Origin of the sequence: Pantoea sp. Cr_R13, from assembly GCF_029222565.1 — a bacterium.
GTDB classification, from domain to species: domain Bacteria; phylum Pseudomonadota; class Gammaproteobacteria; order Enterobacterales; family Enterobacteriaceae; genus Pantoea; species Pantoea eucalypti.
The window spans coordinates 264,869-282,298 of the sequence record NZ_JARHXL010000019.1 but is presented as its reverse complement, the minus strand read 5'-3'; the positions used below and the strand labels follow the sequence as shown (position 1 = coordinate 282,298).

Annotated in this window: 15 protein-coding genes and 1 riboswitch; of the genes, 8 read left to right on the top strand and 7 right to left on the bottom strand. The window is 55.8% G+C overall.

Annotated elements, in window-relative coordinates; all coding sequences use genetic code 11:
• Positions 1 to 122: 122 nt before the first annotated feature.
• The gene (gene tsaD / locus P2R09_RS20820) at positions 123 to 1,136 is read left to right on the top strand and encodes a tRNA (adenosine(37)-N6)-threonylcarbamoyltransferase complex transferase subunit TsaD (protein ID WP_275772490.1); all 1,014 of its coding nucleotides are present in this window, start codon (positions 123 to 125) and stop codon (positions 1,134 to 1,136) included.
• A 29-nt stretch (positions 1,137 to 1,165) separates the two neighbouring features.
• Here tsaD and plsY read toward each other — a convergent pair whose 3' ends face one another.
• The gene (plsY, locus tag P2R09_RS20815) at positions 1,166 to 1,771 is read right to left on the bottom strand and encodes a glycerol-3-phosphate 1-O-acyltransferase PlsY (RefSeq protein WP_003848436.1); all 606 of its coding nucleotides are present in this window, start codon (positions 1,769 to 1,771) and stop codon (positions 1,166 to 1,168) included.
• Between the two features lie 108 nt (positions 1,772 to 1,879).
• Here plsY and folB point away from each other — a divergent pair, with 108 nt between their 5' ends.
• The gene (gene folB, locus P2R09_RS20810; protein ID WP_003848437.1) at positions 1,880 to 2,239 is read left to right on the top strand and encodes a bifunctional dihydroneopterin aldolase/7,8-dihydroneopterin epimerase; all 360 of its coding nucleotides are present in this window, start codon (positions 1,880 to 1,882) and stop codon (positions 2,237 to 2,239) included.
• Between the two features lie 190 nt (positions 2,240 to 2,429).
• Positions 2,430 to 3,248 carry an undecaprenyl-diphosphate phosphatase gene (bacA, locus tag P2R09_RS20805; RefSeq protein WP_013359067.1) on the top strand — a complete coding sequence of 273 codons (819 nt, stop codon included), beginning with the start codon at positions 2,430 to 2,432 and terminating at the stop codon, positions 3,246 to 3,248.
• A 15-nt stretch (positions 3,249 to 3,263) separates the two neighbouring features.
• Here the strand turns inward: bacA and P2R09_RS20800 are convergent, their stop codons facing one another.
• Together P2R09_RS20800 and P2R09_RS20795 are read right to left on the bottom strand one after the other, a co-directional pair.
• Positions 3,264 to 4,496, bottom strand: a complete 1,233-nt coding sequence (locus tag P2R09_RS20800) for a multifunctional CCA addition/repair protein (protein ID WP_275772487.1) — start codon at positions 4,494 to 4,496, stop codon at positions 3,264 to 3,266.
• A 158-nt stretch (positions 4,497 to 4,654) separates the two neighbouring features.
• Positions 4,655 to 5,275, bottom strand: coding sequence for a TIGR04211 family SH3 domain-containing protein (locus tag P2R09_RS20795; protein WP_008925741.1), 621 nt, complete (start codon positions 5,273 to 5,275; stop codon positions 4,655 to 4,657).
• 272 nt (positions 5,276 to 5,547) lie between these two features.
• Here P2R09_RS20795 and P2R09_RS20790 point away from each other — a divergent pair, with 272 nt between their 5' ends.
• From P2R09_RS20790 to hldE, 3 genes are all read left to right on the top strand, one after another.
• On the top strand, positions 5,548 to 6,858 hold the full coding sequence (locus tag P2R09_RS20790; protein WP_275772484.1) for an inorganic triphosphatase: 1,311 nt from the start codon (positions 5,548 to 5,550) through the stop codon (positions 6,856 to 6,858).
• 33 nt (positions 6,859 to 6,891) lie between these two features.
• Positions 6,892 to 9,744, top strand: a complete 2,853-nt coding sequence (gene glnE / locus P2R09_RS20785) for a bifunctional [glutamate--ammonia ligase]-adenylyl-L-tyrosine phosphorylase/[glutamate--ammonia-ligase] adenylyltransferase (RefSeq protein WP_275772482.1) — start codon at positions 6,892 to 6,894, stop codon at positions 9,742 to 9,744.
• 70 nt (positions 9,745 to 9,814) lie between these two features.
• Complete coding sequence (hldE, locus tag P2R09_RS20780; protein ID WP_275772481.1) at positions 9,815 to 11,239, top strand: bifunctional D-glycero-beta-D-manno-heptose-7-phosphate kinase/D-glycero-beta-D-manno-heptose 1-phosphate adenylyltransferase HldE; 1,425 nt, start codon at positions 9,815 to 9,817, stop codon at positions 11,237 to 11,239.
• A 40-nt stretch (positions 11,240 to 11,279) separates the two neighbouring features.
• Here the strand turns inward: hldE and P2R09_RS20775 are convergent, their stop codons facing one another.
• Positions 11,280 to 11,669: an accessory factor UbiK family protein gene (locus tag P2R09_RS20775; RefSeq protein WP_275772479.1), complete on the bottom strand. Its 390-nt coding sequence runs from the start codon at positions 11,667 to 11,669 to the stop codon at positions 11,280 to 11,282.
• 170 nt (positions 11,670 to 11,839) lie between these two features.
• A riboswitch (FMN riboswitch) is annotated at positions 11,840 to 11,997 on the top strand.
• 110 nt (positions 11,998 to 12,107) lie between these two features.
• Between P2R09_RS20775 and ribB the strand changes: the two genes are divergently transcribed.
• Together ribB and ygiD are read left to right on the top strand one after the other, a co-directional pair.
• Positions 12,108 to 12,764 (top strand): 3,4-dihydroxy-2-butanone-4-phosphate synthase, encoded by a 657-nt coding sequence (ribB, locus tag P2R09_RS20770; protein WP_003848447.1) that lies wholly within the window; start codon positions 12,108 to 12,110, stop codon positions 12,762 to 12,764.
• Positions 12,765 to 12,999: 235 nt separating this feature from the next.
• Positions 13,000 to 13,785, top strand: coding sequence for a 4,5-DOPA dioxygenase extradiol (ygiD, locus tag P2R09_RS20765; RefSeq protein ID WP_275772477.1), 786 nt, complete (start codon positions 13,000 to 13,002; stop codon positions 13,783 to 13,785).
• Between the two features lie 52 nt (positions 13,786 to 13,837).
• Here the strand turns inward: ygiD and P2R09_RS20760 are convergent, their stop codons facing one another.
• The 3 genes from P2R09_RS20760 to tolC all read right to left on the bottom strand — a co-directional run bounded on the left by P2R09_RS20760 (position 13,838) and on the right by tolC (position 17,286).
• Positions 13,838 to 14,998, bottom strand: coding sequence for a glutathionylspermidine synthase family protein (locus P2R09_RS20760; protein ID WP_275772475.1), 1,161 nt, complete (start codon positions 14,996 to 14,998; stop codon positions 13,838 to 13,840).
• 7 nt (positions 14,999 to 15,005) lie between these two features.
• A complete protein-coding gene (locus P2R09_RS20755; protein WP_275772473.1) occupies positions 15,006 to 15,677 on the bottom strand; it encodes a DUF1190 family protein in 672 nt (223 codons plus the stop codon).
• A gap of 142 nt (positions 15,678 to 15,819) precedes the next feature.
• A complete protein-coding gene (gene tolC, locus P2R09_RS20750; RefSeq protein ID WP_275772471.1) occupies positions 15,820 to 17,286 on the bottom strand; it encodes an outer membrane channel protein TolC in 1,467 nt (488 codons plus the stop codon).
• Positions 17,287 to 17,430: the final 144 nt, after the last annotated feature.

Here is a 17,430-nt window from a genome sequence, read left to right as displayed (position 1 = left end):
TTTCCAGGGGCGGGAGTATAGCGCACTCTTTAGCCGACAGAAAATGACTTTTTACGCCGGATGTCCGCGCTGCACATCCAATTGCTGTGATAAACTGCGCGCCGCAAGAATGAGGTGATGCAATGCGAATTCTGGGTATTGAAACGTCGTGCGATGAAACTGGCATCGCTATTTATGATGACGAGGCCGGATTACTGGCTAACCAGCTCTACAGCCAGGTAAAACTGCACGCCGATTATGGCGGTGTGGTACCGGAACTGGCCTCACGTGATCACGTGCGTAAAACCGTGCCGCTGATTCAGGCTGCACTGAAAGAGGCCGGTCTGGCGCCGCAGCAGATTGATGCCGTAGCCTACACAGCGGGTCCCGGACTGGTTGGTGCGCTGCTGGTCGGTGCCACCATTGGTCGCGCCCTGGCATTTGCGTGGAAAGTGCCTGCGGTGCCGGTCCATCATATGGAAGGTCATCTGCTGGCACCGATGCTGGAAGAGAATCCACCGGAATTTCCGTTTGTCGCCCTTCTGGTCTCAGGCGGACATACTCAGCTGATTAGCGTTACTGGCGTCGGTGAATATGTGCTGCTCGGTGAATCGATCGATGATGCCGCGGGTGAAGCCTTTGATAAGACGGCGAAGCTGCTCGGTCTGGATTATCCGGGTGGGCCAATGCTGTCGAAGATGGCGCAGCAGGGCACAGCGGGACGCTTTACCTTCCCGCGTCCGATGACTGACCGTCCGGGCCTGGATTTCAGCTTCTCCGGCCTCAAAACCTTTGCTGCGAATACCATTCGCGGCAATCCTGACGATGATCAGACCCGTGCTGATATCGCCCGTGCGTTTGAAGATGCAGTCGTCGATACGCTGTCGATCAAATGCAAGCGTGCACTGGATGAGACAGGCTTTAAGCGTCTGGTGATTGCAGGCGGTGTCAGCGCTAACCGCACACTGCGCGAGCAGATGGCGATCATGATGCAAAAGCGCGGCGGAGAGGTGTTCTACGCCCGTCCTGAGTTCTGTACCGATAACGGTGCGATGATCGCGTATGCGGGCATGGTGCGGTTAAAAGGCGGCACCCGAGGCGAGTTGAGCGTCAGCGTGCGACCGCGCTGGCCGCTGGCGGAACTGCCCGCCATCTGATGTGAAAAAAGCCGGCTTGCCGGCTTTTTTTATGGTTGAGATTTCTTTTTGCGCTTCCAGATCTTGCCTTCCTGACCCCGCCACAGCCGCTGAATATTGTCGTGATGACGCAGCAGGATGAGACACGAGAGCATGGAGACCGGGAACGTGAACTGCGGTTTGAACCACCAGACATAAAAGGGCGCGATCAGGGCGCTGACGATGGCACCCAGCGAGGAATAGCCGCTGAGTAAGACCGTTAACAGCCAGGTCCCGGTAACCAGCCCGGTTAAGTCCCAGCCAATTGGCGCTATCGCGCCGAATGCCGTCGCCACGCCTTTGCCGCCGCGAAAGTGAAAGAACACCGGGTAGATATGACCCAGACAGGCCGCAATGGCGGTCAGGCCGAGATAAAGCGGCGTGACGTGCATCAGATAGGCCAGCCAGACCGGCACCATCCCTTTCAGCACATCAAACACTAATACGGTTGCTGCGGCGGCTTTGCCGCCCAGACGCAGTACGTTGGTCGCACCGGGATTCCCGGAACCGTGTGTGCGCGGATCGGGCAGGCCAGCGAGTTTGCAAACCAGAATCGCACTGGAAATCGAGCCGCAAAGATACGCGAAAATAATCATACCAAGCGCGAAAGCACTCATAACACCGTACCGTTCCCTTTAGGGTCGTTTTGATCTCATCAACCGTGGATAATACGCATAATCCGCCGGAAGTGGTATCCGGCTTAGCCAAAAACAGAGACCCTCATCATGGATATCGTATTTATTGAACAACTCACGGTGTTCACCACCATTGGCGTTTACGACTGGGAACAGGGCATACAGCAGAAGCTGGTGCTCGATGTCGAAATGGCCTGGGATAACCGTCTGGCGGCCAGCAGCGACGATGTGAAAGATTGCCTGAGCTATGCGGATGTCTCATCGGCGATCCTGACGCATCTGAACGGGGGTCGTTTTGCCCTGGTTGAGCGGGTTGCTGAAGAAATCGCGGATCTGTTGATGAACCGTTTCAGTTCGCCTGGCGTGCGTATAAAGGTAAGCAAACCGGGGGCTGTAGCCCAGGCGGCGCAGGTTGGCGTGCGAATTGAGCGCGGGACTATTCCTAAATAAATACGATGTGATTGCCATCACAATGAAACCAAACCAAATTACTGTCTGTCATAGCGTGTGCCGTTTCGTTACAGCAGGCGAAACGGTGTAGACCTTAAGGTTTAATTCAGGCTTATAGCGGCATAATTTCAGGCGATAGCAGTGCGCTACCGCCTTTTTAATGGTTTGAAACGGATAGAGGGAACATTTGATGGCAGATATTCATCAGCTTTGGGTAGCTGCAATCCTGGGCGTTGTGGAAGGGCTGACCGAGTTTTTACCGGTCTCTTCCACAGGGCACATGATTATAGTGGGTCACCTGCTGGGCTTTGAAGGTGAAAAAGCCGAGACCTTTGAAGTTGTGATTCAGTTAGGATCAATTCTGGCTGTGGTAGTGATGTTCTGGCGCCGTCTGTTTGGCCTGATCGGCATCCACTTTGGCGAAGTTAAACATGAAGGTGTCGGCACCGGCCGTCTGTCGTTGATCCACATCCTGCTGGGTATGGTGCCGGCGGTGGTCGTGGGTCTGGTGCTGCACGATCAGATTAAAACGCTGTTTAACCCGATCAACGTGATGTACGCGCTGGTGGTGGGGGGCGTTCTGCTGCTGGCTGCTGAGTACCTCAAGCCAAAACAGCCGAAAGCCGTCGGCGTTGATGATATTACCTATCGTCAGGCGTTCATGATTGGCTGTTTCCAGTGCTTAGCACTGTGGCCGGGCTTCTCACGTTCTGGTGCAACCATCTCGGGTGGCATGCTGATGGGCGTGAGCCGTTATGCCGCGTCAGAGTTCTCCTTCATCCTGGCGGTGCCAATGATGATGGGTGCGACCGTGCTGGACATGTACAAGAGCATCGGTTTCCTGACAATGGCGGATTTCCCGATGTTCGCCGTCGGCTTTGTCACGGCGTTTATCGTGGCGCTGATTGCGATCAAAGCCTTCCTTGAGCTGATTAAGCGTATCTCTTTCGTCTCGTTCGCAATTTATCGCTTTATCGTGGCGGCAGCGGTTTACATGATCTTTATGTAAACCCTGGGCAGCCTGCTAGTCAGGCTGCCTGATCGCCAGACCCTGCGCGACGGCGTCAATTCGTCGCCGCGTCATCTCTTCCCGCACCTCTGCACCTTTAAACCCTGCTTCGACGACCGCTTTGGTCGGCACCGCCTGCGCCAGCGCAAAAGCATGACGCAGATAGTCGCCCTGCGGATAAGGCATGCTCTCCAGTCCAGCCCGCCCACGTGCATCCGCTTCGCTGGTCAGCGCCATCTGCTCAATGCGCTGCGGCTTACGCCAGGCATCGATCCGATCAAACAGTGCCACAAGTGATGCCGGGGATTGCCGTTCGATGGTGTGCACAATGTCGTGGAATTCGGTCACGATTAACGCCAGATCGCGAATCGCGTTGGGTACCCGCAGTCGCTGACACAGCGCCTCGACCAGTGGAACGCCCGCCAGTCCATGACCGTGGTGGCTCGGCCACAATTCAGGCGGCGTCAGCGCCTTGCCGACGTCATGGAACAATGTGGCGAAGCGCACATCGATCTCGCTGGAGAGGGCCGCTGCCATCGCCAGTGTCATTAGCGTATGAACACCGGTGTCGATTTCCGGATGCCATTTAATCGGCGCAGGAATACCAAACAGATTATCCAGTTCAGGAAACAGTACCTGCAACGCACCGCAGTCACGCAGAACCTGAAAATAGACCTGAGGATTACGGGAACTCAGCGCTTTTTCCGTCTCTTTCCACACGCGTTCTGCAGTGAGATTTGACAGCTCGCCGCTTTCGGCCATCTGCTGCATGAGTTGCTGGGTTTCGGGGGCAATACGAAAGTTGAGATGAGCAAAACGCGCAGCAAAGCGCGCGACGCGCAATACCCGCAGCGGATCTTCACTGAAGGCTTCAGAGACATGACGTAACAGGCGCAGGGCAATGTCACGCTGGCCATTATAGGGATCAACCAGCTCGCCGTTTTCATCCTGCGCGATAGCATTGATGGTGAGATCGCGGCGCTGCAAGTCCTGCTCCAGCGTCACGTCGGGCGCGGACCAGGTGACAAATCCAGTGTAGCCTTTCCCGTTTTTCCGCTCGGTCCGTGCCAGTGCATACTCTTCGCGACTGACGGGATGCAGGAAAACGGGAAAATCACGACCGACCTGTTGATAACCCTGCTCAAGCATGGCTTCGGGTGTGGAACCAGTGACAACCCAATCTTTGTCTGTAACCGGCAGATTCAGCAGCGCATCACGCACCGCACCGCCAACAAGAAACGTCTTCACGCAAAACTCCAGAGAAAAAGAAATGATCTGCATGCCGGGCACGTCCCGCGCCTGAAATCAGCAGTGCATCTCATTTTATTGTTGCACAGATTCCCCGGATTGCAGACATGCCAAAAGGGGGATCCTGCGATCCCCCGCGAAAACCCGACAGAATGGGGTCAGTTCATCCAGCGATCGCTTTTCTTACGGCGCGGCAACATATGCGGCAGCAGCAGTCCCAGCAGCAGGCCGACACCCAGCACGCCGCCACCATACATAAACCACTGCATAATGATGGTGCGCTGTTTGTCATCCAGCTGAACGTTGGCGGCGCTGACTTTCTTTTGCGCGACGATCAGCTCATTTTTGAGCTTCTGATTTTCGCCTTTCAGCCCATTAATTACGCCGTCGCTGCTGGCGACTTTGTTCTGCATCTCAGCGGTGCGCTGGTTCCAGCTGTTGTCGATATTATCCAGCTTGGCCGTCAGATCCTTCACTTGCTGCTCAAGCTGCGGCACCCGAGTGCGCAGGCTCGGATTTGCGCTGAGCTGAGACAGAGGAATCCAGGTGGTGCGGCCTTCCGAATCACGGATCTGGCCATAATGAGTATCGTTGTTGGTCTGTAACAACTGTACTTCTTCCCCGGCATTCAGCTTACCGAGCAGGCGGAACTGATCGCCCGGCCCGCTACGAACCCAGGTCGAAAGCTCATCAGACACATAACGTTTTTCGTCGGCATGGGCAGGTGCAAGGGTGCTAAGGGCCAGCAAAGTGAGTCCAGCGAGTGTAATTTTTTTCATTCGATTTCGTTTGGCTTAGTCTGACTTAAAATTTACCGGCACAGTCTGGAGAGGCCTCGCATAAATCTGAATGAGAACTATCCTGGTCTCATGAGAGTGCGAAAAGGTCTGCGAAAGAGCAAAGAAAGCAGAGACAGCGCGGCTTCTGTGCATTAATCTTCGCCTGATAACCCCTTGCCCTCCAAGCGACAGCGTGAGTAACCTGCTGATAATCGCCTGAAATATGCAGGAAAAACCCTCTTAAGTGCCAGCGGCGTAGTGAATAAAAAATTATGACCATCGAAATCGAACTAAAGTTCATTGCAACTCCACAGGCAGCCGGGAAACTGGCTGAACTCCTCTCCACTCTGCCGCATCAGCATCAGGCTGCTCGCGAGCTGACCAATATCTACTTCGAAACCGACGACAACCAGCTGCGACGATGGGACATGGGATTGCGTATCCGTGGCGTTGACCAGCGCTATGAAATGACGCTGAAAGCCGCGGGGCAGACGCTTGGCGGACTGCATCAGCGTCCGGAATACAATGTAGAACTCAGTGAGCCAGTACTCGACATTGCGCGCCTGCCCGCAGAGATCTGGCCGCAGGGCACCGATGTCACTGCGCTGCAGCCGCGCTTACAGCCGCTGTTCACTACCCATTTCCAGCGTGAAGTCTGGCTGATCACCGCAGGCAACAGTGAAATTGAAGTGGCATTTGATCAGGGCGAAGTCACGGCGGGTGAGCTCAGCGAACCGTTGTGCGAGATCGAATTAGAGCTGAAACGGGGTGAACGCCAGGATTTGCTGGCCTTTGCGCAGCAGCTGGTGGCGCTGGGCGGTCTGCGTATGGGCAGCCTGAGCAAAGCCGCCCGTGGCTATCAGCTCGCTCAGGGTAATCCACCGCGTCAGGTTGAGGCATTCCCGCTGCTGAAAGCCGGTGCGAAAGCGACCGTGGAGCAGGGCATGGTCGCCTCAATGTCGGCGGGACTTCGTCACTGGCAATATCATGAAGAAGTCTGGCTGCGTGGTAACGCGGCGGCGCAGGACGCAGTGCGCGAAGCGCTGGATCTGCTGCGTCAGGCGTTCAGTCTGTTTGGTGCGCTGGTGCCGCGTAAAGCCAGCAGCGCTCTGCGTCAGCAGCTGACTACGCTGGAAGAGACGCTGGTGAATGAAGAGCAGGAAGCCACCACGTTCTGCTTATCTTCCCTCTCTGTTGAGACGCAACTTGCGCTGACCCACTGGCTGGCGGAATCGCAATGGCGTCAGTGGATCGACGCTAAAGGAGAAGCCAAGCTTCAGGGGTCATTTAAACGCTTCAGCGATATCATGCTGAGCCGAGTTAATGCCGATCTGAGAGAAACCTTCATTACGGTAAAACAGCCTAATGAGTATCAGGACAAAGCCACCCGCCTGGCGCGTCAGCTGCTGACCGTGCACCTGCTGGCGGGTTCTTATCCTGTGGAAACGGTGATGGCCTGGCTCGATCCCTGGCAGCAACTGCAGTCAGCGATTCACGAAAAACAGACGTCCGGATTAGCCTGGCTGGCGATGCAGGCGCTGAAACAGCAGCCGTTCTGGCTCACCAGCGGTGCTGCCCGCTAAGGGACATTCCGTCACGCCATCAAGGAGGGAGTTATGTTGTCAGCACTGCCCGCGTTGCTACGCGACCAGGCCGAAGCGGCCGCCCGACAGCTGGAGATTCCGCTGGATTCGCTCAGTCTGGAGCAGGCCGCCGGACTGGCTTTCAGCGATTTTGTGCTGGAAAACCTGCAACAACATCCCGACTGGTGGCAGACGATGCTCGACCAGCCGCCTCAGCCTGAAGAGTGGCAACACTATTCTGCGTGGCTGAATCAGGCGCTGAATGCAGTCGACAGCGAAGCGAGCCTGATGCGCGAACTGCGGCTGTTTCGCCGCCGTATGCTGGTGCGTATTGCCTGGATGCAGGCTCTGCAGCATGCCACCACTGAACAGAGCCTGCAGCAGCTCAGCGTCTTAGCTGAAGTGCTGATCAGCCGGGCGCGTGACTGGGTCTATCAGGATTGCTGTCGCGATTTTGGTACACCCTGTAATGCGGAGGGTGATGCTCAACCGTTGCTGATTCTGGGCATGGGCAAGCTGGGCGGCGGCGAACTCAACTTCTCCTCTGATATCGACCTGATTTTTGCCTGGCCGGAAAACGGCACCACACGCGGCGGACGGCGTGAGCTCGACAACGCCCAGTTCTTTACCCGCATGGGACAGCGGCTGATCAAAGTGCTGGATCAACCCACCATGGATGGCTTTGTCTATCGGGTAGATATGCGGCTCCGTCCGTTTGGCGACAGCGGCCCGCTGGTGATGAGTTTTGCCGCGCTGGAAGATTATTACCAGGAGCAGGGACGCGACTGGGAGCGTTATGCCATGGTCAAAGCACGGCTGATGGGGGATGACCACGATCGCTGGAGTCTGGAGCTCCAGCAGATGCTGCGGCCCTTTGTTTACCGGCGCTACATCGACTTCAGCGTGATCCAGTCCCTGCGTAACATGAAAGGGATGATCAGCCGCGAAGTTCGTCGACGTGGGCTGAAAAACAATATCAAACTGGGCGCGGGCGGCATCCGTGAAACCGAGTTTATCGTGCAGGTGTTCCAGTTGATTCGTGGCGGACGAGAGCGCTCGCTTCAGCTGCGATCGCTGTTGCCGACGCTGGAGGCGATCAAAAATCTGGCCCTGCTTCCTGCTGAGCAGGTCGATGCACTTCGCGACGCTTATCTCTTCCTGCGGCGGCTGGAGAATCTGCTGCAAAGCCTGGGCGACGAGCAGACCCAAACGCTGCCAGAGGATGAACTGCATCGTGCCTGTCTGGCATGGGCGATGGATTGTGTCGACTGGGATGCTCTGATGACGCGGCTCGACGGTCAGATGGCGGCGGTACGCGCCATCTTTGACGAGCTGATTGGTGAAGATACTCCAGACATTGGCGATCAGCGTGAGCTGGCAGAATTTCAGGTGTTGTGGCAGGACCAGCTGGAGGATAGCGAGCTGGCGCCGCTGGTCCCGCAGCTCAGCGACGATCAGCGATTAACGCTGCATCAGACGCTGGAGGCGTTTCGTCAGGATATCAACCGACGCACTATCGGTCCGCGTGGTCGTCAGGCGCTGGATCAATTGATGCCGCGACTGCTGAGCGAAGTCTGCCCGCGTGACGATGCGGCTGTCACGCTGAGTCGCCTGACACCGCTGCTGATCGGCGTGCTGACCCGCAGTACCTATCTGGAGCTGCTGACCGAATATCACGGTGCGCTGCGTCACCTGATTCGCCTGTGCGCCGCCTCACCGATGGTGGCCAGCCAGCTTGCGCGTCACCCCTTGCTGCTGGATGAATTGCTCGATCCCGCCACGCTCTATCAGCCGACTGCCACCGACGCCTATCGCGATGAGCTGCGTCAGTACCTGCTGCGCATCCCCACTGAGGATGAGGAGCAGCAGCTGGAAGCCGTGCGGCAGTTTAAGCAGGCGCAACACTTGCGCATTGCTGCGGCTGACATCGCTGGCACGCTGCCCGTGATGAAAGTCAGCGACCATCTTACCTGGCTGGCAGAGGCGATTATCGAATCGGTGGTCCGCCAGGCGTGGAATATGATGGTACAGCGCTACGGTCGTCCTTCGCATCTGAGTAATGAACATGAGCGCGGCTTTGCGGTGCTGGGCTACGGCAAGCTGGGTGGCTGGGAGCTCGGTTACAGTTCCGACCTGGATCTCGTCTTTTTGCATGACTGTCCGGCTGACGCGGTAACAGAAGGGGAGCGCAGCATTGATGGCCGTCAGTTCTATCTGCGCCTCGCCCAGCGCATTATGCATCTTTTCAGTACCCGTACTTCGTCCGGCATTCTTTATGAAGTCGATGCGCGGCTGCGTCCTTCGGGTGCGGCGGGCATGCTGGTCAGTACCTTTGAGGCCTTTGAGGAGTATCAGCGCAGTGAGGCCTGGACCTGGGAGCATCAGGCGCTGGTCCGGGCGCGCGTAGTATTTGGCGAGGCGACACTGGGTGAACGTTTTAACGTAATCCGTCAGGCGATTCTCTCACTGCCACGCGCCGCGGATGCGCTGCAAACCGAAGTACGCGAAATGCGTGAAAAAATGCGTACTCATCTCAGTAACAAACATAAAGGGCGCTGGGATATCAAAGCCGACGCGGGCGGCATCACCGATATTGAATTCATCGCCCAATATCTTGTCTTACGCTACGCCGCTGAGCAGCCTGAACTGACGCGCTGGTCTGACAATGTGCGCATTTTTGAGCTGATGGCGAAGTACCATAAAATGCCCACAGATGAAGCGCAGGCGCTGACGCAGTCCTATGTGACGCTACGCGACGCACTGCACCATCGCGCCCTGCAGGAGTTGCCGGGTCATGTAGAACCTGAGGCGTATGCAGCGGAACGGCAGACGGTGATGAGCAGCTGGCAGCGCTGGCTGGTAACCCCTGCGTCTATCCTGGCGTGATGCTGATAGCACAGATCGCAACTGTGCTATCATCCGCGCACTATTTTTAATGCAGTCTGGAGTGTCTGGAATGAAAGTGACTCTGCCCGCGTTCGGCCAAGCCTCAGTGCTGGTTGTAGGCGATGTAATGTTGGATCGTTACTGGTATGGCCCAACCAGCCGTATCTCCCCTGAAGCGCCGGTGCCGGTGGTGAAAGTGGACACGGTTGAAGAGCGCCCTGGCGGCGCGGCAAACGTAGCGATGAACATTGCAGCACTCGGTGCCGCGTCGCGCCTGATTGGCCTGACCGGTGAAGATGATGCGGCGCACGTGTTGAGTAACACGCTGAAAGACGTCAACGTTCATTGTGACTTTGTGGCGATCAAAAGCCATCCGACGATTACCAAACTGCGCGTGCTTTCCCGCAATCAGCAGCTGATCCGTCTCGATTTTGAAGAGGGATTTGATCAGGTTGATCCGGCGCCGATTCATCAGAAAATGCGTGAGTCACTGGCCGCAGCGGGTGCGCTGGTACTGTCCGACTACGCCAAAGGCGCGCTCTCCAGCGTGCAGACCATGATTACGCTGGCGCGCGAAGCGGGCGTGCCGGTATTAATCGATCCGAAAGGCACCGATTTTGCGCGTTACCGGGGCGCGACGCTTCTGACGCCGAACCTCTCTGAATTTGAAGCCGTGGTCGGCAAATGCAAAAACGAAGAAGAGATCGTCGCGCGCGGTGCGCAGTTAATTGCAGATTTTGATCTCGCTGCGCTGCTGGTGACCCGTTCCGAAAATGGCATGACGCTGCTTCAGCCGGGCAAAGCACCGCTGCATCTGCCGACCCAGGCACAGGAAGTTTATGACGTGACCGGTGCCGGCGACACGGTGATCGGCGTGCTGGCTGCGGCGCTGGCTGCGGGTGACTCGCTGGAAGAAGCCTGTTTCCTGGCTAATGCCGCGGCGGGTGTGGTGGTGGGTAAACTGGGTACGTCGACTGTCAGCACCGTTGAGCTGGAAAATGCGATTCACGCCCGCCCGGAACAGGGTTTTGGCATCATGACGGAAGCGCAGTTAAAAGCCGCCGTTGAGATGGCCCGCCGTCGCGGTGAAAAAGTGGTGATGACTAATGGCGTATTCGACATTTTGCATGCCGGCCATGTCTCCTATCTGGCAAATGCCCGTAAGCTTGGCGATCGACTGATTGTTGCGGTGAACAGTGATGCGTCAACTAAACGTCTGAAAGGCGAAAGCCGCCCGGTGAATCCACAGGAAAACCGGATGATCGTGCTGGGCGCACTGGAAGCGGTCGACTGGGTGGTGGTATTTGAAGAGGATACGCCGCAGCGTCTGATTGCCGGGATTCTGCCGGACCTGCTGGTCAAAGGTGGCGATTACAAGCCGGAAGATATCGCGGGCAGTAAAGAGGTCTGGGCAAATGGCGGCGACGTGCAGGTGCTGAACTTCGAAGACGGTATCTCTACCACCAACATTATTAAAACCATTCGCGGTAGCTGAAGCAGAGCAGTAAGCGGGAGCCGGGCTCCCGCTAAACCGCTTATTCTGGCTTATTGTCCGCAACAGGCTTCGCCACGTCGGCAACCGATGCCGGTGACGCCGCTGGCGAACTCGCTACGGAGGCAGAAGGGGTGACTGCTGCAGAAGCGGTGACAGGTGCCGTTGCGGTCGGTGGCGTACCGGCTGACGAACCCTGACTTTCCAGCTGGGCCAGACGTTGTTCCAGCGCCGCCAGTTTCTCACGCGTACGCAGCAATACCTGCGTCTGCACATCAAACTCTTCACGGTTGACCAGATCCATACGGGTCAGCTGCGCCTGAAGAACCTGACGAATTTTCTTCTCGACATCATCACCAAACTCACGAACACCTTTAGGCATAGCTTCGTGAACCTGACGGGCAAGTTGTTCAATTTTTTTCGTGTCGATCATGATGATTTCCTGGTTACGGGAGCTGTGTCAGCGTGTTTACCAACGTAATAAGTGTTAAGTGTAATGCCAGAAATGAAAAGGATAAACCTCAAATCGGTAACGCAGGAAATGCAAAAGCAATTGCGCTATTGATGATTGCCGCTTCAAACGATCGGCGTTATAGTTGAAAGGCTTATTCTCAGGGCGGGGCGCAATTCCCCACCGGCGGTAAATCAGCTTCGGCTGAAAGCCCGCGAGCGCTTTATCTTGATGAAAAGAGAGATAAAGGTCAGCAGATCCGGTGTAATTCCGGGGCCGACGGTTACAGTCCGGATGGGAGAGGGTAACGACTTCTGTCGGACAATTGTGTCTGCTTCACGTTATTGCCACGTCTTTTTGACGTCACTCCTAAGCACGCCCTGATTCTGGTAACCCATACATTTTAAGGTTTTTATTACCATGAATCAGACGCTACTTTCTGAATTTGGCACGCCTGAACAGCGTGTAGAACGTGCTATCGCCGCCCTGCGTGAGGGACGCGGTGTGATGGTACTCGACGATGAAAATCGTGAAAACGAAGGCGACATGATCTTCGCCGCAGAAACCATGACGGTTGAACAGATGGCGCTGACCATTCGTCACGGCAGTGGCATCGTCTGCCTCTGCCTGACCGAAGCGCGTCGCCAGCAGCTCGATCTGCCTATGATGGTGGAGAACAACACCAGCTCCTTTGGCACCGGATTCACTGTGACCATTGAAGCCGCAGAAGGCGTCACCACGGGTGTCTCCGCTCAGGATCGTATCACCACTATCCGTACAGCTATCGCCGACAATGCCAAACCTTCTGACCTGCATCGCCCGGGCCATGTTTTCCCGTTGCGCGCCAGCGAAGGCGGTGTATTAACACGTGGCGGACATACGGAAGCGACTATCGATTTAGTGACGCTGGCCGGCTTCAAGCCTGCCGGTGTCCTGTGCGAACTGACCAACGATGACGGCAGCATGGCTCATGCACCCGAAGCGATTACTTTCGCTCGCCAGCACAACATGCCAGTGGTGACTATCGAAGACCTGATTGCATGGCGTCGCACGCACGAAACGCGCCACGCCAGCTAATCGTTCTGCTGCATTTAACGGGCCCATTTCGGGCCTGTTTGCTTTCTGCCGTCCTCAGTATGGCCCGGTTTTATTCCTCGCTTTCCTTCTCTTTAGTCCGATAAATATCTGAAAATCCTGCCACGTTAAATTTCATTCAAATTTCCTGATGATCTCCATCATGCTTATCAGCGTGATAAAGCGGCGAATGCGCGTATCGTAGTGGCTATCAAATAGACGATCCCGGGGATCACGAATGAGCCAGTTACGTATGCCAGCGCTGTTTTTGGGTCATGGCAGCCCAATGAATGCCCTTGAAGAGAACCGCTATACCGCCGCATGGCGTCACGCGGGTGACACTCTGCCACGTCCACGTGCGATTATTGCGGTTTCAGCGCACTGGTATACGCGCGGCACCGACGTGACAGCAATGGCTCACCCTAAGACGATTCATGATTTTGGTGGCTTCCCGCAGGCGCTGTTTGACACACGCTATCCGGCGCCGGGATCGCCTGAACTGGCCCAGCAACTGGCAGAGCTTTTAGCGCCTGTCGACGTAAAGCTTGATCAGGAATGGGGACTGGATCATGGATCATGGGGCGTCCTCATCAAGATGTATCCCGATGCCGACATTCCGGTCGTGCAGCTAAGCATTGATGGCACTAAACCAGCGGCGTGGCACTTTGAGATGGGCCAGAAACTGGCTGCGCTGCGCGATCAGGGTGTAATGATTGTCGCCAGCGGCAACGTGGTGCATAACCTGCGTAAAGTGCGCTGGGACGGCAACAGCGAAGTCTATCCGTGGGCCAGCAGTTTTGAGCAGTTTGTCCGCGATAACCTGGCGGTGCAGAGCGATGCGGCTTCTCATCCGCTGGTTAACTTTATGGACCATCCGGGTGCGGCGCTGTCTAACCCGACACCTGAACACTATCTGCCGCTGCTGTATGTGCTGGGCGCACGTCAGCCGGATGAAACCATCAGCATTCCGATTGATGGTATGGAGATGGGTGCAATCAGCATGTTGTCGGTTCAGGTAGGTTAGGGCAAAGCTAAGAGAATACAGGCCAGAAGCTGACCTGTATTCTCGCGGCGCGTTAGCCGATAAACGCGTGCGGGTAGAAACGGGAGAGATCCTGAGTGATCAAATCGCGATCTTCACGCAGGCCAATACCCGCCGGTTGATCGTCAATGAGCCAGCAGCCGATCAGCGTATAGCTGTCGCCAAATTTGGGCAGCGGATGGAACTGCTGGACGATCATCCCCTCTTCACCGTATGGCCCATCAACGCGGGCAATCTCCTGACCATTTTCTACGATCCGGATATTGGCACCTTCACGCGAAAACAGCGGCTTCACCACATATTTGTCCATGTGCGGAACGTCATCTTCGGCGAACCAGGCGGGCAGCAGGTTAGGGTGATTCGGGAACATTTCCCACAGCAACGGCAGCAGGGCTTTGTTCGAGACGATGCTTTTCCATGCCGGTTCAAGCCAGCGTACGCCAGCATCACCCAGCTTGGTTGAGAACATCTCACGCAGCATAAACTCCCACGGATAGAGCTTGAACAGGTTACTGATCACCTGATCCTGAGCGTCGGTAAATTCCCCTTTTTCGCCCAGGCCAATTTCATCTATATAGAGAAATTCACTCGGCAGCCCCGCTTCAGTAGCGCAGTCCTGAAGATATTGCACGGTGCCACGATCTTCGTCGGTGTCGCGGCAGCAGGCGAAGTGCAGCCAGTTAAAGCCGTGCTGCTGATGTAATGCGGCAAAACGTTCAATCAGCTTTTCCTGCAGGCTATTAAACTGGTCACTGCCTGCCGGGAGCTGACCTGCGTTGAGCTGGTCTTCCAGCCACAGCCACTGGAAAAATGCCGCTTCATACAGTGAGGTCGGCGTATCGGCATTGTTCTCCAGCAGCTTCACATCGCCTTTGCCATCCCAGGCAAGATCAAGGCGTGAGTAAAGCGACGGCTGACGCTGATGCCATGAATCGCGCACGAAGTCCCAGGTGTGTTTTGGAATGCGGAATTTGGTCAGCAGCGCTTCGCTGTTTACGACCTTATCCACGACCTGCAGGCACATCTGATGCAGTTCTGCAGTGACATCTTCCAGATGCTCGATTTGCGCCAGCGTGAACTGGTAATAAGCATCTTCACACCAGTAGGGTTCGCCATGCATGGTATGAAAACGAAAACCGAACTCGGTGGCTTTTTCACGCCAACCTGGGCGTTCTGAAATGGCAATGCGTTCCATCGGGGCGTTAGCCTCCCATTGAGCGGCTGGATGTACCGCTGGCGCTGCTTCGCTGCATGCTGTTCTGTTTCGCGACGGTTTCACCAAAGCCACCACGGGTAATGGTGGAGGTCGTTGCCGGTTTCGGTGCCAGCGCCGTTTTAGGCACGGTCATGGTTTTGCCGGAAGTGGCAGCACCATAGTTACGGCCGGAGGCATCAACAAACTGGCCGTTGGCCGGGCTGCGGGCATTTTTCGGTGAGAACAGCGGTTGCTGCGCAAAGGCCGAACCACCGCCCATCATGCGGCCCATCATGTAACCGGCCATTAGTGGCATCCAGAAGCTGCCGCCACTCTGCTGCGATTCAGCATTGGTGGTGCCAACGCCCGCCTGAGCCGGTGTCTGCTGACACTGATTTTCACCAAATTCAGCGACACAATCTTCACGCGTGGCATATTTTGGCGCAGTACGTTCAGCCTCTTTTTTAGCCTCATTGAATGCGGTAGTACACTGCGCACTCTGGCCAGGATTGGCTTTCGAACAGTCATCCGCATTCTGGTACATCGAAACCGTTTCATCGTTCTGTTCGCAGCCAGCCAGCATAAATACGGCTGAAACGGCGATAGCAACGGGCGTCAAGTGGCGTGCCTGCCAGCTTTTACGAAAAGCGGCATAGCGAATAGATTTTGTGCGTTTCATTATGATTATCCTGTGCCCAAAGGTAGCGCATAGAATAGGGGAAGGGGGGGTAAAATTGAAGCTGGAGGCCTGATACAACAGGGATCTTTACTTAGTTATACGTTCAACAGAGAGACGGGCCGCAAAGCAGCCCGTCCACTGATTATTGACCGAAAGGATTACCGCTGCTGTGGCGAGCCGCAGGACGCGCTGCCTCAGACGAGCCAGTTGCCACCGGACCGCTATCCACACGAGCGGTCTGCTGGGCATTCTCCGGCGCTACCGTTTCCGGGGACGTTGGGATCTCTTTACCCAGCTGGCTGTTCAGTTTCTGCAGGCTCTGCTCGTTGAGCGTACCCAGTGCATAGCTGATATTCAGCTGGTTAATCAGGTAGCTATAACGCGCATCAGAAAGCTGCTGTTTCGCGTTGTAGAGCACGGTCGTTGCATCCAGCACATCGACGATGGTACGTGTACCCACCTGATAGCCCGCTTCGGACGCATCCAGTGAGCTTTGCGCAGAGACGACTGCCTGTTTGTAGGCGTTGATGCTGCTGATAGACGCATTCACGTTGTTAAACGAGGAGCGTACCGTCTGAACCGCTGTGCGGTGAGCGCTTTCCAGCTGTTCGCTGGCGCTGACAAAATTGTATTGCGCCTGTTTCACCTGAGAGGTAACGCTGCCGCCGCTATACAGTGGCAGTGAGAAACTCAGGCCAACCTGATTTGAACCGGTAATTGAATCGGTAGAACCCTGGCTCTGGTTTGCACGGCTGCCGCCATATTTGCTGTTCGACATGCCGGTGGAGGCGGTCAGATCCAGCGTCGGCATATGGCCGGTTTCCGCTGAGCGAATCTGCTCACGCGCCAGATCCTGAGTCAGACGCGCAGAGAGCAGTGACAGGTTACGGCTTTCAGCCTGCTTAAGCAGCCCGCTGACCGCTTCAGGCTTATCGGTTCTGAAACGATCGATGTTCAGCGAAGCCAGCGACATATAGTCCATGCCGGTGATCTGGCGCAGCGTTTCAACACTGTTATCGAGGTTGTTACGGGCAGTTACCTCGTTAGCCAGCACGCTGTCATACTGCGCACGGGCGTTCTGAACATCAGTGATGGCAACCAGGCCAACGTTAAAACGCTGGGTGGTCTGATCTAGCTCGCGGTAGATAGACTGTTTCTGCGCTTCAGTGTAAGAAAGGGTATCAATCGCTTTCAGCACGTTGAAGTAGGCCGTTGCGGTGTTCAGAATCAGATCCTGCTGCGCCACCTGATAGGTCACATCCTGAATACCGGCGGTCTTTTCCTGCAGAGTCAGCGCGCGCCATTTCGACATGTCGAAAATAGTCTGGGTTAAATTCAGAGAGCCGCTGGTCGTGTTGGAATGAAGACCACTACTGTCGCGATAACCGTTATTATAGGTGTAGTCTGCACCCAGTCCGAGCTGAGGTAATAATGGGCTACGCGCTTCGTTGATTTTCTCAAAAGCAGAATCACGATCGGCAGCGGCGCTGCGCAGATCCGGGTTGCTCAGACGTGCTTGCTGGTAAACCTGAAGCAGGTCTTCGGCCTGGCTGGCGAAGCTGAAACCGCCCAGGCTAAGCCCAATAAAAAATGGGAGCAGTTTTTTCATTTGCATTCCTTTTGTTGCAGCAAATTGCAGTGGGTGCGCTGCCGGGTAAGCCAAAAAATTATCGCCGATTCTAGCAGAGGGCAACTGTGAGATAAGTTGGCTGAAAGTGCCTTCTATCTCTAATCTACGTAAATATTTCAGAAA

Bases quoted from the DNA above. Each gene is read 5' to 3' on its own strand.
- tsaD (WP_275772490.1), top strand. From the start codon at position 123: ATGCGAATTCTGGGTATTGAAACGTCGTGCGATGAAACTGGCATCGCT.
- plsY (WP_003848436.1), bottom strand. From the start codon at position 1,771: ATGAGTGCTTTCGCGCTTGGTATGATTATTTTCGCGTATCTTTGCGGC.
- folB (WP_003848437.1), top strand. From the start codon at position 1,880: ATGGATATCGTATTTATTGAACAACTCACGGTGTTCACCACCATTGGC.
- bacA (WP_013359067.1), top strand. From the start codon at position 2,430: ATGGCAGATATTCATCAGCTTTGGGTAGCTGCAATCCTGGGCGTTGTG.
- P2R09_RS20795 (WP_008925741.1), bottom strand. From the start codon at position 5,275: ATGAAAAAAATTACACTCGCTGGACTCACTTTGCTGGCCCTTAGCACC.
- P2R09_RS20790 (WP_275772484.1), top strand. From the start codon at position 5,548: ATGACCATCGAAATCGAACTAAAGTTCATTGCAACTCCACAGGCAGCC.
- glnE (WP_275772482.1), top strand. From the start codon at position 6,892: ATGTTGTCAGCACTGCCCGCGTTGCTACGCGACCAGGCCGAAGCGGCC.
- hldE (WP_275772481.1), top strand. From the start codon at position 9,815: ATGAAAGTGACTCTGCCCGCGTTCGGCCAAGCCTCAGTGCTGGTTGTA.
- P2R09_RS20775 (WP_275772479.1), bottom strand. From the start codon at position 11,669: ATGATCGACACGAAAAAAATTGAACAACTTGCCCGTCAGGTTCACGAA.
- ribB (WP_003848447.1), top strand. From the start codon at position 12,108: ATGAATCAGACGCTACTTTCTGAATTTGGCACGCCTGAACAGCGTGTA.
- ygiD (WP_275772477.1), top strand. From the start codon at position 13,000: ATGAGCCAGTTACGTATGCCAGCGCTGTTTTTGGGTCATGGCAGCCCA.
- P2R09_RS20760 (WP_275772475.1), bottom strand. From the start codon at position 14,998: ATGGAACGCATTGCCATTTCAGAACGCCCAGGTTGGCGTGAAAAAGCC.
- P2R09_RS20755 (WP_275772473.1), bottom strand. From the start codon at position 15,677: ATGAAACGCACAAAATCTATTCGCTATGCCGCTTTTCGTAAAAGCTGG.
- tolC (WP_275772471.1), bottom strand. From the start codon at position 17,286: ATGAAAAAACTGCTCCCATTTTTTATTGGGCTTAGCCTGGGCGGTTTC.